General features: G+C 47.0%; 11 protein-coding genes. 5 read left to right on the top strand and 6 right to left on the bottom strand.

Translation table 11 applies throughout. The annotated features are described in order from the left end of the window. Window positions 1–151 precede the first annotated feature (151 nt). Together ACMHXE_RS09700 and ACMHXE_RS09695 are read right to left on the bottom strand one after the other, a co-directional pair. Window positions 152–1,132 carry an IS5-like element ISEc68 family transposase gene (locus ACMHXE_RS09700; protein ID WP_000082736.1) on the bottom strand — a complete coding sequence of 327 codons (981 nt, stop codon included), beginning with the start codon at window positions 1,130–1,132 and terminating at the stop codon, window positions 152–154. A gap of 93 nt (window positions 1,133–1,225) precedes the next feature. Beyond that, on the bottom strand, window positions 1,226–2,737 hold the full coding sequence (locus ACMHXE_RS09695) for a Fic family protein (RefSeq protein ID WP_107006252.1): 1,512 nt from the start codon (window positions 2,735–2,737) through the stop codon (window positions 1,226–1,228). Between the two features lie 444 nt (window positions 2,738–3,181). Here ACMHXE_RS09695 and ACMHXE_RS09690 point away from each other — a divergent pair, with 444 nt between their 5' ends. From ACMHXE_RS09690 to ACMHXE_RS09675, 4 genes are read left to right on the top strand one after another with little or no spacing between them, the layout of a single operon-like run. Next, window positions 3,182–3,712: a hypothetical protein gene (locus ACMHXE_RS09690; protein ID WP_144167578.1), complete on the top strand. Its 531-nt coding sequence runs from the start codon at window positions 3,182–3,184 to the stop codon at window positions 3,710–3,712. Further along, complete coding sequence (locus ACMHXE_RS09685; RefSeq protein ID WP_413732113.1) at window positions 3,705–5,291, top strand: hypothetical protein; 1,587 nt, start codon at window positions 3,705–3,707, stop codon at window positions 5,289–5,291. The genes ACMHXE_RS09690 and ACMHXE_RS09685 overlap by 8 nt, the downstream gene beginning before the upstream one ends. A 1-nt stretch (window position 5,292) precedes the next feature. Next, entirely contained in the window at window positions 5,293–8,154 is a 2,862-nt protein-coding gene (locus tag ACMHXE_RS09680) for a hypothetical protein (RefSeq protein ID WP_413732111.1), read from the top strand. 30 nt (window positions 8,155–8,184) lie between these two features. Beyond that, on the top strand, window positions 8,185–9,441 hold the full coding sequence (locus ACMHXE_RS09675) for a hypothetical protein (RefSeq protein WP_413732109.1): 1,257 nt from the start codon (window positions 8,185–8,187) through the stop codon (window positions 9,439–9,441). 401 nt (window positions 9,442–9,842) lie between these two features. On the opposite strand, the gene ACMHXE_RS09670 is transcribed toward ACMHXE_RS09675, so the two are convergent. Next, window positions 9,843–10,865: an IS110 family transposase gene (locus tag ACMHXE_RS09670; protein WP_115389538.1), complete on the bottom strand. Its 1,023-nt coding sequence runs from the start codon at window positions 10,863–10,865 to the stop codon at window positions 9,843–9,845. 191 nt (window positions 10,866–11,056) lie between these two features. Between ACMHXE_RS09670 and ACMHXE_RS09665 the strand changes: the two genes are divergently transcribed. Further along, entirely contained in the window at window positions 11,057–12,091 is a 1,035-nt protein-coding gene (locus ACMHXE_RS09665; RefSeq protein ID WP_413732107.1) for an IS630 family transposase, read from the top strand. A 22-nt stretch (window positions 12,092–12,113) separates the two neighbouring features. On the opposite strand, the gene ACMHXE_RS09660 is transcribed toward ACMHXE_RS09665, so the two are convergent. The 3 genes from ACMHXE_RS09660 to ACMHXE_RS09650 form a co-directional block, all read right to left on the bottom strand. After that, the gene (locus ACMHXE_RS09660; RefSeq protein ID WP_413732105.1) at window positions 12,114–13,727 is read right to left on the bottom strand and encodes an IS1634-like element ISShes12 family transposase; all 1,614 of its coding nucleotides are present in this window, start codon (window positions 13,725–13,727) and stop codon (window positions 12,114–12,116) included. Window positions 13,728–14,165: 438 nt separating this feature from the next. After that, on the bottom strand, window positions 14,166–14,366 hold the full coding sequence (locus tag ACMHXE_RS09655) for a phosphoribosyltransferase family protein (protein WP_222943409.1): 201 nt from the start codon (window positions 14,364–14,366) through the stop codon (window positions 14,166–14,168). A gap of 171 nt (window positions 14,367–14,537) precedes the next feature. Then, window positions 14,538–15,518, bottom strand: coding sequence for an IS5-like element ISEc68 family transposase (locus tag ACMHXE_RS09650; protein ID WP_000082736.1), 981 nt, complete (start codon window positions 15,516–15,518; stop codon window positions 14,538–14,540). Between the last annotated feature and the right edge of the window lie 71 nt (window positions 15,519–15,589).

The following is a 15,589-nucleotide window of genomic DNA, read 5'->3' as shown; positions in this document are numbered from 1 at the left end:
TAGGGAAGCTGCGATTAAGTGGTCCGCAGCTCCCGATATGACGCCCCAAACCGTCCTTTATCGACGTCCTGTGGCTCAATTTTCCAATTTTCAGCCCAAAATCGTCTCTTCGTGGCTGATTTTGGCCCTGTTTCAGGCCAATTTCCTCATTTCAGGTAGATCTCGCCTGTGCCCGTATCAATTGGTCAACTCGAACCAGGTTCGCCAGGGTGAATAACATCGCCAGTTGACTGTCATTTTTAGCCAGCCCTTTGTACCTGGCTTTGACGAAACCAAACTGACATTTTACTATCCGAAATGGATGCTCAACCTTCGCTCGGATACTCGCTTTCAGGTATTCGTAACGGATGGCCAGCTTGTTCTTGCGCGGGTGTTGCTTCAATGCATTCACTTTGCCGGGACGCTTGGCGATAAGCCAGTCTGCGCTGACATCGCTGAGCTCATCGCGCTTTTCGGCCCCCTGATAACCAGCATCGGCTGAGATAAACTCTTCATCGCCATGCAGTAACTTGCCAACCTGATTGAGGTCGTGCTCGTTAGCCGCCGTGGTCACCAGACTGTGGGTCAGGCCACTTTTGGCGTCCACGCCAATGTGCGCTTTCATGCCGAAGTACCACTGGTTACCTTTCTTGGTCTGGTGCATGTCTTCATCACGGCTGTTGTGTTTGTTTTTGGTAGAGCTGGGGGCTTGAATGATGGTGGCATCCACCAAGGTGCCCTGGGTCATTAGAACGCCACACTCTGCTAGCCAGTGATTAACGGTACTGAAGATTTTGCGGGCCAGTTCATGCTGCTCCAGCAAATGCCGGAAATTCATGATGGTAGTGCGGTCTGGAATGGCTTTATCCAGTGACAGGCGAGCAAATTGGCGCATGGAGGCGATTTCATAGAGGGCATCTTCCATGGCCTCATCGCTCAGGTTGTACCATTGCTGCATGCAGTGAATACGCAGCATGGTTTCCAGCGGATAGGGCCTGCGACCATTACCGGCCTTGGGATACACAGGCTCGATAACGCCAAGTAATTTGTCCCAGGGAAGCAAGTCATCCATTCTGCCAAGGAAAACTTCTTTGCGGGTCTGGCGGCGTTTACTGGAAAACTCACTGTCGGCAAAAGTCAGTTGCTGGCTCATCCGGTTACTCATTCTGGGTTCAGGTTACAACACGATGATCTCACATCTCGGACTTATTCGCACCTTCCTTAGTAATATGCCGTCAGCCCTTTGTTAAAGTAGCGATGCCAAGAACTGTGTAAAAGGGACAATATCCTGTTTGACACTGGCTGCTTCCAATGCTTGCATATATTCATCTCGTCGTTCGACGGGTACGACTGTCCAAGGGTAACCGCCTGAGGCCATCATTAAATTCATGATGAATCTTCCCATTCTGCCGTTACCATCAAAGTATGGGTGGATGTAGACGAAAATGAAGTGACCCAGCACCACTCTGGCTGCTGCATTTTCTTCTTCTGCGAGCAAGTCGAAGAGTGTCGGCATCATGTCGCGAACCGCGTCCCTATTAGGTGGGGTATGCATAGACTGGCGAATATAGACAGGCCCTGTTCTGTAACCGGCCAAGTCCGATTGTTTAATAATACCGGCGGCCACACTTGGGCCAAATAAGGCGAGATACCAATCGCTGTGCGTCTGTTCCAAAACATCGCCAGGATTATTACCTTCTAACACCGATAGAACCGCTTTTTTAACTTCCTGAAACGCATCCCAGTAGCCTTTGGCTGCCATAGCATCTAAATGCTTTTTACTCTCATCTGAACCTTCAGCTTGCCAGTTACCAGAGCGAACCAGTTCAATCAATTCGCGAGTTACCCGATAGCCTTCAATGGACAGTGAGTGGTAGGCATCTGTGACGTATTTGTCTTCCACTTCGGCCATGTAGGTTTCGATATCGACGCTTTGTTGTATTTGTTCAGGGAAATTCGCGATAACACTTTCACGCATTTGCGCCCACATTAACCGCATGCGATTAACATAGGGCGAGACATCACGACGGCCAAAGCTAATCTGTACTTTCTCGGCGAAAGGGTCTTCTTCTTGCACTTTCAAATCGACCGCTTGCATGCCCTTTAATATATTGTCAGCAATCAAATCTCGGCCAATATTTCTAAAAGCCCCCACTAATCGGCCGGCAATCACACTGTGATTACCGGCGAGTAAAACGGACAATACGTCGGATGCATCTGTCACCATCGATAAGGCAGTACGCATTTGGATGGGGGCATTTTGAAACTGATTCACCGAAGAATAAACAAGTGCTGCCGCTAAGCTGTATACATTGAGCCCTTCCAGATTTTCAATGTGTTCTGCGGCGGGCATCTTCAACCTGACATCAAAAATCGAGGTATTGTGTAGGAAGGCGGTGGGCTTATTATTGCCTTTGGGCGAGCGCACGAGCAATTGCTGAGGTACGGTTCTATCACCGATATGCAGACTAAGTGATTGCTCAGGTGAGAGACACCAGGATTTATCGAAACGTTCCGATAAATATGCACCGCAAAAATCCCAGAAAGAAGTATACCAAGATGTACTGTCGCCAGGCTTTTCATCAGGCATCGCCGGTATGTACCAACCCCGAATAACTTCACGAATAAACCCATGCTTTAAGAGCCGTTCTCGATGCACTCGACCGAGTCGTTTTGACTGGATAGCAACAGCCCCTGACTCTTGAAGCTGCTGTAATTGCTCAAGCGAATCTGCTAGTTTTTGTGATATGTCATTCATGCTCGCTCTAACCATTACTTATGATACTTACCAGTTATTACATTCACCTCTAGGTTTTAGTGTTATATCATTTATAGGTTTTGATGTCGATTAGTTTATAGGTTTTAATGATTTGTTGTTTTTAGGCTTTAATGCTCATTAGCTTGAAAAGGCATACAAGAAACAGAGCTTTCCGGCCATAAGCCTTCCAAAAAAAGTACAGATTTATAACCGGCGAGCACTTAGTGACTACTCACCGCCCTATCGCTCGAATCTCCTTTCTGTCATTTCGGGTGATTATCTATCAAAATCACTGACTTTTCATCATACAACCCCCATGTTTTCCACCAATCCTACTAACTCAGAAAAAATATTTTCAATGCTCAAAATGTACATTGAAAATCAAAATTCCAAAATTTTCTAAATATACAATCGAGGGCAATCAGTAATTTTTAGGCTCTAGATATGAAAACAACACAACGTTTGATTTGCAGTTTTACCCTCGAGTATCACCCGCTAGTTGCTCATTTGCTCAGCGAAGAGATAACCCTAGAATTCAACCCCATTGTGTTTGAACATTTTCAGCAGGACGAAATACAGCTCTTACTGCAGACAATCACTCTTCATGTCATACCTACGGCTCCAGAGCGCTATCTGCTTTTAATGCCTGACCCACTGTTTGCAAGACTTCGACAACATCCCTTTGTTCAAAAACAAAAAATCAGACTCTGTGAGCATCACGATTCAGCAGATAATATTGAGCAGATTATTCTGACATTAATGCTCAAGTTCCCAGCTCTACAATATAACTATCAATCTTCAACGCTAAAAACGCTTGCCGCCCGGCTCTCTGCGGCTAAATCCAGCCCTAAGCTAACCACTCAATCGCTCCCTAAAAAAAACCTATTAGCATTATTCGCAGGGGTATCACCAACGGCAATCCGTTTTGACAACAGCAAGTTAGCTAACAGTAAAGTTGAGGACAAGCATGAGTAAATTAAGTGCCATCAAACGTAAAGCGCGACACCGTAATAGCGGCGGTGTATACCCAGAGGCTATGAGCGTAGCGTTAACACTACTTACTGCTTTGTCGCGATTAAAGTCGCACGTAAAACAGAGCATTAGCAAAAAGATTAACTCGTACGATCGACACCTGTTTTATTTTGTTTATCTCTGGCTAAAAGGCGAGCTTGTTGATTGCCGAACTACTGCAGATATCCCCACAATAGCCATCCTCACGGGCAGTGAACCGTGCCAAGCCAATGCACTGCGACGAGTCCGTATGAATAATATTTCCTGGGTCGAATATGCATTGGCGCACGACACTCATGAGGGCTTGAAGTGGCAATGGCAACCCTTGCCCAATGGACTCAATGCCTACTTTAGCCATGCATTAACCCAGTCTACCGAGCATTGGGAACTGTCTATCCAAGAAAAAGTGGCTTTCATTGATTGGTTAACGACAAAATGGCGTACACCAACCTCGTTATTAGGCCGATACCGCATACGTCGTGATGGACTTTTTGGCTACTTCAAAACGTCAGCAAATCTTGATAGTGGGCTATCGACACTCAGTAAACGAGCATTACTCGGTGAAGAAGGATTACATCATCACTCTGCCAGTGCTTATCAAGCTCAAGACAGCGATCAATTGCGTTATGAGATCTTTCACGCACAAACCCGGTATCTCGATAGATTGCGTCAAGTTCTGATGACTCCCGAACTCGAACCGATGCTCAATGTACCGCTTCCGGTCACTGCAAATGAGCGTTCACTATTACATAAAAATGATCCACTGCCGGAGCATTTACAAGTAGCTGGTCGAATTCCGGCATTCCATCTCGATCTGACTAAAGCAACTAAAACTTATGTCAAACTCTCAGCGCTCGAAATTGGCTCACAGCGTATGCTAGATGTGGACCATCTGCGGCAGTTTTTCCGGCATTTACATCAACACGGGTTGCAACTGAGTCACGAACAGTTCAGCGCAACAACCTTGTGCGAGTTAGTTAATTTTCGTGCAAATGAACTCGCATTATTGTTCATCGTATTAACCGGCGTTCGTCCGACTCATGCTATTACGCTTGAACAAACTTATTGCTTTAACTTTCAACACGCTATTGTTAGAGACAAAGGGCGCTGGCGAAGTGTGACATTACCACACTATCTGCAGCAAGCAATCAAGCGTTTTGAACAACTCAAACATCAAGTTAATCAACTTTTCCCAAAGTATATCCCCTCTGAACTACTATGGTTTCAAATCAATGAACAGGGGGAGCCGCTGTCGCTCAACGCAAAATCACTACGTCAATTTATGATGCAACACTGGTCTGAATGCTTCCCAAACGATCATGTGGTGCCTTACCAGCTACGCCACTTTTTTGCTCAGCATGCGAGAGCGGCGCTCGATCCCGTGTTATCGACTCAAGATGTAGATCAACTGATGGGCCATTCCTCTTTTGGTGAGCACCTTGGCAGTGACATGCATTTCCCAGCGTCGCAAAGAAAACTCACTAAACACCTTAACGGCATTAGTGATTTCTTACAGCTAGCACCAGTCACGGAGGAGTACTGATATGCTCGATCACAACACGCTACAACGCTATCTTGACGATCTGGGACTAACGATAGCAGCTCGCACTGATATCAAATGGGTATGTCTACAACTTGAGCAACACTCAAGCCAACGCCAACTCAGTGAAGAAAGTCTCAAGCAAATTAATCATGCGATAAGCAACATTCCCACAGGGCGACAACGTCGACTTAAGCAAGCACGAGATCAAGTCTTACAATATCTTTTTGATGTCTGTGATTGGACCCTGCCATCAAAGCAAGAGTCACGTTGTCAAGATAGTGCACTCAAATGGAACCGCGAAATACAAGTGTTCAACGACGATGCCGGCAAGTTACTACGAAGCTACCAACAACTTCGCCAACACTTTATCGTTGACCCCAAAAACGAACTTAAAAATGACCTTGCTTGGTTACTTACCGTGCTCTATATCGAAGTCGCGCCGCTGCCATTAAGCTACTGGCAAGCGGTTCTCAGTAGTGCTGAGCCGATTGAGTTTTTCGAAGGTCAATATACCCTTAAGGTACCGCACCCAACACCTATCGCCGCCTTTGCTAACAACACTCAGCCAAGTTTTACTCGCTTGCCACTGTCGCTGTTTGCTTATCGACTATTACACCAATATATGCAGCAGCAAACCCAAGGGCCAACGACGAATGCACTGTTACAAGCGTTAAATCATGCATTATCAGCACAGCCTTATTATCTCGCTGCACGCTCAGCGGCGAAATGGCAGCGCACATTTCAATCACTGTGGCACCACCAGTATCAAGTACCAGTCGAGTTGCTGCGCGATATTTCCGATCCGCAACGGCATGTCGCCACGTTACCTCAACATTGCAGCCCCAAGCTGCCACTCGCAATCAAAAAAACACTCTATCAACCGATCGTATTCCATACGCAAGAAAACCAGGATGCTAGTCAATCAAAATCTGGCAAAACTTATTGGCCGCACAAAGCGTTAATCAAGTATTACCGCAGTAAAAACAACAGATCTGACGTAGTGCCAGCGGAGCCCTGTTGGCGTCAAGATAACATCCTGCCCAAACTGCTGTTTCACTTTTGTGAGTCGTTGTTCATCGAAGGCGGGGTTAAACGTGACAACCTACCGGTTAATACCGTCGATCGTTACAGCAACTTCTATAAAAACCTTGCTCCGCTCTCCTATGAGACAGCCTGTGAGCCGGAAAAATTAGCGCTTTGGGCACAGCAAGCTTTTGAAACACTTGAGACCAAAGATTCTCAGCAGTGGCATTTCTACCAATTTTTACGCAGTGTGGCACAGCAGCCTTTAACCGATCATCTCGATTTGAGTCAATTTGAAAAGCCAAGTTTACCCGCACGAATTGACGCTTTCAGACTCAGCGTCTCGCAGGTACATCACGTTGTCGACTATTTACTGTCATCTAGCAATGGTCATCCTTTGCAAAGACTGTTTGCCAGTGTCGCCGCGTTACTCGGATTTTACGGCGCCTTACGCCGAGGAGAGGTATTACGTCTTCGAGTGGGGGATATTCGTCAAGTCGTCAATCAGGCAAACCATTTTCAGCTGACGATCACCGGGACGATAGAGGGGGAAACAAAAGACCGGAAAACACGGCACTTATATGTCGTCATGCCCGAAGTTGCGGCAAAACTTATACGTATTGTGCTAAAGGTGCATGCAGAGAGTGATAATGCCCAACCGCTTTTGGCATTATGCGGTGAGTCTATCACTTCACGCGCAAATCACTATTTATACCCCGTGACTCAAGTACTCAAAGGGTTGTTCGGACAACAAGTACGCTTTCATCATTTACGTCACTCAGGTGTTGAACTTACTTACCTGCAAGGGTTGCATTTGGCATATGAACGGGAAGATAACCATTTGGCTTCAATACTTGATGACAAAGCGATGCAAACCATGCTGACTAAAACGAGTTGCTTGGCACGCTTTCAATTTTGGCTCGAGGGCCGCGATTTTAGCCAGGTCAACGACAGCTTGCTTCTTGATGTGATCAGCGCTCAATTCGGTCATGCACACTATGCAACCACACGTCGCCATTATTTGCACGGGCTTGAACGGATCATTCCACTGTTTAAACCCCACAAACGTCACTATAGCCGCGACGAGTTGCGCTATCTGTTGGATATGCCTGCAGGCTCTAATGATGTATCCAGAGTGCTTGCGGAGCTCAGCCCGGACTATGCAGCATTGTCCGAACAAGACAAAAAGTCTTATCAACCCTGCTTCAGCGAGGCGCAACTACTGCAAAGGATCGTTCCCAATCTACCTGTGTCTCGTCATAAGCAGCATTGGAGTGACGATGAGTGGTTGAAGCAATGGACAACTCACACACCGAAGCAATGGTATAGCGATCAAACATTTCAACTTATGAATGCACAGGCTTTGCGCATGCTAACAACTGGTGAGCTTACGATGAAGGCCCTTAGCCAAGCGTGGCAAGACTTAGGACGACATCAGGGGTTGGTTGTTAATAAAAAGCAGCGTACAGCGATTAATCATCTTGGCGGAGCAACGTTCGTTGAAGCGCTCACGAGTGAAAACGCGGCAAGGCGCACCGAACCACGCCAGCTAGATATTGTATTTAACTGCCCTTGTAACCAACGCACGCTTAAAGCATTTGAGACTTTATGCCATCACGGCCCACTTAAATATTTCGCTGCGACACTGACTTTAATCCACAACCGGAAAAGTCTTAATAGTCATAAGCTCGCATTAGTTAAAAGCTGTTTTGCTCGCAAACAAGACACCGTGTTGCATAACGTGATACCGACTGGTGACACCAGCCTTAACATCACACTGCACACTCCCTTATCCGCAGCAATATTTCAGCGTCCACTCGCCCAGTATTTTGCAGATTGATTAACTATCGACGTTTAAAAGGAAACCATCATGGCAAAACTTGAATTTCATGCTGACAGTAAAAAAGGCATAAGCTACCTCGTCGATGCGATCAGCCATAAAGATCCTATTGCGTATGTCACGGTTGTGATAGAAAGCCGAGAGGAAGGCTATTTGATCGGTGGCCCGAGCGACTTCCCCATGCTAGTTAAGTTACCCCTTAACAGCGACTGGGTGCTCAAAAAGGGTCAATGGTCATTATGTGCCAGTAGTTTTAAGACTTGGTGGCTGGCTGAGCTAAAAAACACCGAAGACCACCCGCCAATGAACCTTGAAGTTGAATACGGTAAACAGCCAAAGTTACCTTTGATCAACGGTCTCATGGCACAAGTATCACTTCTATATATTCAAGCTAAACCACCAATAGAGAAACATCTCACCTTTCTTGAACAACATAAAAATCTAGCTTATCAAGCTTTACCCACAAATTCCGCCAGGATGATCCTTGAGGTAGCTGATGCGCATCGACCTTTCGACGTGTTTGAGCTCAATAAAGAACAACAAAAAGTCCGCATTGAGCGTGACAATAACATTCAAATCAGTGCACTGCCTGAGAATATGCAAGTAACCGATGGGATATTGCTCAACAAACAAAGCATGCTACAACTAGATAGGATCTGCCACAACACTGATGCAGAACAGATCCTGTATTACCTTGATGATGAGCGTGCGATATTTAGTAACGACAACTTCGTGAGCTCAAGCTCACTGGCATCGTTACGCGAATATCGATTAAAAAAAGCAACCTCATATCGCACAGAGGCGAAAATGACCATCAACATTTATGATTTTAAGGAAGATCTCGAAAAATACTTGTCAATTACGCCGTTAAAAAAAGCCAATCAGGCCCTACTCTATGTCAATGAAGACTATGTCATGCTTGCTAGTTTAGTTGAAGAAACAGGTAGTAACCGTTTTATCCGAACTAAGCATATCGAATGTGACAAGCCCATGTTATACAGTATCAATCTAAGCCAGCTGAGCAAGGTGAAGATCAAAGATATTACCAGTGCTGACCACATGAAAATCGCGGTACTTGTGAATGCTCAAGGTGAGCTAAAGCTGGGTTTTTATAACAACCGAGATAATACAGCTCCTTTTCAAAGTGTCACTGATATCGAATACGCCTCCCCCCAAATGGATCTGGTACAGCAATCAAAAAATAAGTTAGAAACAAAGCTTAAACAACAAGATGCAGCAGGCGATGAAGATAGCCAAGGTGATATGTTTGGCTTTGGGGATGTATAGCGCTGTACACTTTTTAACCGCCCACCATAAGAGCAGTCAGTGAAATAGTGCTGCGGCTAGTTCAGATAGGGACATGAGCAATCGCAGCCCTAGATTATGTCACTGGATCAGGGGGAGATTGCCAAAGCTGTAGACGTTTTCTTGATTAGTAAATGCTAAATATAGTGGTACTGAGATCTAAATAGCTTATATGGACACCTCTCCGATGCAAGCACCGGCAGGTCTCTTTCTGACAAAGTAGCCACACACATATATCCGGCTTCGTGAGCCCTGATGAACATCCGTACTCTCTGTCCTCATTAGTGCCATGGCTTTTAGCAGCCCAGCTATTTGTCAGGTTCACAGAGAGTCGGTTCTACCTGTCAGCACATCAACTCTTTGGACTTATTAAAATCAGTTAGTTACTTAACGATATACTCTGTTTTTTGGTTTATTAGCGCCCACGCTATTCGGGCATTTTTGTTAGCCAGCGCCACTACAGCTTTGTTTACGCCACTTCGGGCAATAATACCTTTCAGCCACCGCTGGAGACCTCCACATCGTTCTTCCGGAAGGTTGATGACCCGGTAAACCACTGAGCGGGCGCCATGAATAAGCAGTCCTCGCAGATAACCATCTCCGCGTTTTGTTATCCCGAGTAGTCTGACTTTACCACCACTGCTGTGCTCCTTCGGAACCAGCCCCAGATAGCTGGCAAAATGCCGGCCATTCTGAAAATCAGCACTGTCGCCCAGAGCTACCGTCAAGGCTGAAGCCCCTAATGGCCCGATACCAGGTATGCTTTTCAGTCTGAGGGTATCCTCATTTTGCTGGCTGATAAGCGCAAGGCGCAGATCCAGAGTTTTAATCCGCTGCTGATTGTCCTGAAGTTCCTGCAACATCTCATGGAACAGCTCCCGGCTGAGCGTGGTGAGCTCATTTTCTGCATCCTCCAGGTGCTCAGGCAGGTGGGCCATAATTTTATGAGCCCCTTCCGGTATGGCGATACCGTATTCCAGGCCTAGCCCCCGTATCTGGTTAATCAGCGCGGTTTTGTTTTTCATCAGCCGCTGGCGAACCCGGTGCAGACACTGAATATCCTGCTGTTCAATAGACTTCTCCGGCACATAGCGCATACCCGGGCGACTGTCAGCTTCGACAATTGCAGCTGCATCATTTTTGTCATTTTTACTGCCCATTCTGAAGGGGGCAACATACTGTGGACTGATTTGTTTAACTTCATGTCCGTATTGTCTGAACTGGCGTGACCAGTAATTTGCACTGCCGCACGCTTCCATCACAATACGGGACGGAGGCTGCTGAACAATAAACGCCGTCAATTTTTCACGGGTGATCATTTTATTCGCTTTCTTCTCACCCTGCGCAGATACGATATTCACCTGAAAAACTCGCTTTGCCAGATCAATTCCGATAATTTGTTCCATGGGACACCTCTTCATATTGCTGTTGGTTTGCACTTACAGCATGGCTCACTGAAGTCTTTGTGGGGAGGTGTCCATTTCATTAGTTCCTAAATGTAGATCACTGAGTTTCGAAAATAGAAGGAACTCGGCTCGATTCAAGCGATCTGATCAAATCGCCAAACCAACCAACTCACACAAACCGAGCCGAGATCATGATTCTAACATTACCAACCCGCTCTGAAAGACGTCGAATACAAAAAAAGATGCATAAAACCAGAGATAAAGACGAGTGCCGTCGCCTGAATGCCATTCTCTTGTTGGCATCTGGACGTACTGTTACTGAAGTATCGGGCTTGATAGCTGCGGCGCGTTCTTCAATCAACAGATGGGTCAATTGGTACACTGAATGTGGCATTGAGGGGCTGGAGTCTTCAACCAGAGGCCGTTCCTGTGTGCTTCCTTTCCAACAAATAACGAGTGTAATCAAACTACTGCTTCAATTGTCCCCCCAAGAGCTTGGATACCAACGTTCCCGCTGGAGTACTGAATTAATAGCTCTTGAGGTTAACCGCTTATTTTCGCTGCAGGTTCATCCCTCAACGATTCGGCGGTGGTTGCCTAAACTTGGCGTTGTTTGGCGTAGAGCCGCTCCCACCTTGCATATCAAAGATCCTCATAAAGATGAGAAGCTTGCGGAAATTAAGGCAGCTTTGAAGCGTTGCAATATAAACCATCCCGTATTTTATGAAGATGAAGTTGATATCCATCTCAATCCAAAAATCGGCGCAGAATGGATGCATAAAGGCCATCAAAAACGAGTGACAACGCCGGGACAGAATAGCAAACGATACTTGGCAGGAGCGCTACACACAGGAACGGGGAAAGTCAGTTATGTCGCCAGTTCCAGCAAAGATTCTATGCTATTTCTTTCAATGAAATTGCTCAAAAGACAGTACAGACGAGCCAAAACGATTACGCTCATTATCGATAACTACATCATCCACAAGAGTAAAAAGACTCAAGCTTGGCTCAAGCAAAACCCAAAGTTTATCTTGTTGTTTCAGCCGGTTTACTCACCTTGGGTCAACAAAATAGAGCAGTTGTGGCACGCACTACATGAAACCGTTACCCGAAACCATCAGTGCAAAAACATCTGGAAGTTGATGGAGCGGGTTAAGTACTTTATGGACCATGCTTCACCATTCCCTGGTGGCGGGCATGGTCTCATGAAAGTGGAGCACAATTAGGATCCGACTTTCCGCACCTGATTTAGGAATAAATTTGCCGATACCGTTCGCCTAACACGTCGAGAATGATCTGCTGGTCCACTGTGAGTCCTGTGACTTGAGGTGGCGCCTCTCCCAACTGGTACTCGTGCACCCCGCCAAAGCGTAAAAAAATCCACCGCGCAGTCGGTTTTTGCGTGGGTTTCTTTTTCATGTCCGCCACACTCCGGTTCTGCTCTACTAAGCCCTGCCGGATCCGGTGCTCCAGCGCCGCATAAATCATCAGGCTACAGGTCATCACCATCAGCAACGCTTCGATACGTTCCGGTTTTTTAAGATATAACGAGGAGGTTAAAAATTCGGGACTTTTCAGAAACCTAAAACCACGCTCGACATTCTGCTGGGCTTTATAGGTAGCCAACAGCTCAGCCATGGTGAGCGTTTCACTGTGATCATTGGTCGCGAGGATGAACACCCCTGTCTGGTTGCGCGCCTCAGCCACCCGCGCCAAGCTACTTGCGGCTAACCCCTTGATGTGAAATTGGTAGCTCACCGGCATTTCACCCTTTTGCGGCCTTCCGCGCCCTGCATAGATAGGTTCACTCACGACTTCTGCTTCTAGTTGCAGCAGATTTAAGCTGACAGCAAAACGGGCTAATTCAGCCTGCGCATCGGTCTCGCAGGCAAAACGCTGGGTACATAATTTGTTGAAGGCTTTCAGTTCACGCGTGCTGTCTTTCAGTAGGTTTTTGGCTAATGTTTGCTGCTCACGGTGGCTGGCCTGTTCGCTGCGCACCAGCAACCAACGCTGCGCGACGTCGGCATAATTGGCGCTTTGCCAACAGCCATGATAGCCATTGCCCAGCGCAACCAGCGACTGGGTGCCAATGGTTGCCACGGCTCGCTTGGCTTCATTGAGGGTGACAGGCACACGAGTCACGAACAACTGTTGCTGTTGTGCCAGTAGTTGCAAGGTGTCGGCGCAATACAGCGCCGCATCGCCGACCAGATAACGACTCTCCTGCGTGGCCTTGAGACTGCTCAAGTGGCGCCGTACCGTCTGGGCAAAGGCCTTGGTATCATTACTATTACCACTCAAGGCTTGCATGTAGATGGGCAGGCCGGCCTGATTTTCACAGATAAGCTCCAGGATAACCTGGTTTAGCTCTGGCCGATGGTCGCGGCTATAGCCCCGTACCAATTGCAACTTACCGAGCTGCTCGCCATCGGCTTGGTCATAGGCGCCATCGACGTGGAAGCTGGTGATATCGAGGTGTACTGCAGTACTTTTGAGCCCCAATCGTTCGACGACCTGCTCCGCCATCACCTGATAAAGCGTGCTGACATCGGCCTCAAAGAGGGCATCAAGGCAGCGGCCGAGCACATCATCATTGAGGTCATCGGCACAGATCCCCGGGCCAATCAGGCGTTCTACAGGCTTGTTGGCAAAGAATTGCGGGAACATGTGCAAGGTCGAACTATGAAAGCCAAGACCGTTCAGTATCATCGCCACCAACGCTTCACCATGTGAGACTTTGTAGGGCGGCGTTTTGGGTAGCACCGCATCAATCATGCGAGCAATGCCGAGTTCTTGGCAAAGTGCAGCGACCAAACCAAGGTGGTCGAGGTTACGAATAGCGATAGCTGGAGTAGTCATAATGATCTACCTGCAAAAAGTAGTAATAGATCAGAATGACCGATCGCCGTCAAGTTTTTTAAATCGAAAATTAGGTGCGGAATGACGGTTAGGATCACTTATTTAGCGCATATGGTGTGCAGTCAATATGTCCTTAACTTCCCCGGGCTCTCAGTAACCAGCTTTATTGAAACTCTAAAACTAGTTAATCACATGAACGTATAGATAGCTCGTGATTTGGATACAAAACGCCCAGAGTAAAATCTGGGCGTTTTGTATTTTTATCTTAATGTTGTTAGCCGATGCCTAACTTAGCGATACTTAACCCTTATGGTTTGACCTCGCTTGACGGTGCACGCTCGGGCTCATAAACTTTCGTCTATATCTTCTTTAGAGACCATAGAGCACATTTACGGTCTAACTGAATTATACATAAGCCTACCACTGTGTCAAATTTGTTTAAGTGACCGGCCCAAGTAGAGTTAGGCATTCAACTTCCAAATTTGGATCTTTATTTTTCAAAGAGTTATATGCTGATTTGAGACTAGTACCAGAAGAAACTAAATCATCCACTATAAGAATTTTTCCTGCTGGACTGTAGAAGGGATTCACGCTGATAGGCACAATGTGAAGGCGTTGAGCGTGATCTACATTTTTCATTGCAAACTGACCATTCGGTTTAGGGAAGCTGCGATTAAGTGGTCCGCAGCTCCCGATATGACGCCCCAAACCGTCCTTTATCGACGTCCTGTGGCTCAATTTTCCAATTTTCAGCCCAAAATCGTCTCTTCGTGGCTGATTTTGGCCCTGTTTCAGGCCAATTTCCTCATTTCAGGTAGATCTCGCCTGTGCCCGTATCAATTGGTCAACTCGAACCAGGTTCGCCAGGGTGAATAACATCGCCAGTTGACTGTCATTTTTAGCCAGCCCTTTGTACCTGGCTTTGACGAAACCAAACTGACATTTTACTATCCGAAATGGATGCTCAACCTTCGCTCGGATACTCGCTTTCAGGTATTCGTAACGGATGGCCAGCTTGTTCTTGCGCGGGTGTTGCTTCAATGCATTCACTTTGCCGGGACGCTTGGCGATAAGCCAGTCTGCGCTGACATCGCTGAGCTCATCGCGCTTTTCGGCCCCCTGATAACCAGCATCGGCTGAGATAAACTCTTCATCGCCATGCAGTAACTTGCCAACCTGATTGAGGTCGTGCTCGTTAGCCGCCGTGGTCACCAGACTGTGGGTCAGGCCACTTTTGGCGTCCACGCCAATGTGCGCTTTCATGCCGAAGTACCACTGGTTACCTTTCTTGGTCTGGTGCATGTCTTCATCACGGCTGTTGTGTTTGTTTTTGGTAGAGCTGGGGGCTTGAATGATGGTGGCATCCACCAAGGTGCCCTGGGTCATTAGAACGCCACACTCTGCTAGCCAGTGATTAACGGTACTGAAGATTTTGCGGGCCAGTTCATGCTGCTCCAGCAAATGCCGGAAATTCATGATGGTAGTGCGGTCTGGAATGGCTTTATCCAGTGACAGGCGAGCAAATTGGCGCATGGAGGCGATTTCATAGAGGGCATCTTCCATGGCCTCATCGCTCAGGTTGTACCATTGCTGCATGCAGTGAATACGCAGCATGGTTTCCAGCGGATAGGGCCTGCGACCATTACCGGCCTTGGGATACACAGGCTCGATAACGCCAAGTAATTTGTCCCAGGGAAGCAAGTCATCCATTCTGCCAAGGAAAACTTCTTTGCGGGTCTGGCGGCGTTTACTGGAAAACTCACTGTCGGCAAAAGTCAGTTGCTGGCTCATCCGGTTACTCATTCTGGGTTCAGGTTACAACACGATGATCTCACATCTCGGACTTATTCGCACCTTCCTTA

The organism is Shewanella sp. BJSY2023SW007, assembly GCF_047314525.1.
In the GTDB taxonomy this organism is placed as follows: Bacteria; Pseudomonadota; Gammaproteobacteria; order Enterobacterales; family Shewanellaceae; genus Shewanella; species Shewanella chilikensis.
Note: the sequence above shows the minus strand (reverse complement) of the source record. Positions and strands in the feature narration are given on the sequence as shown.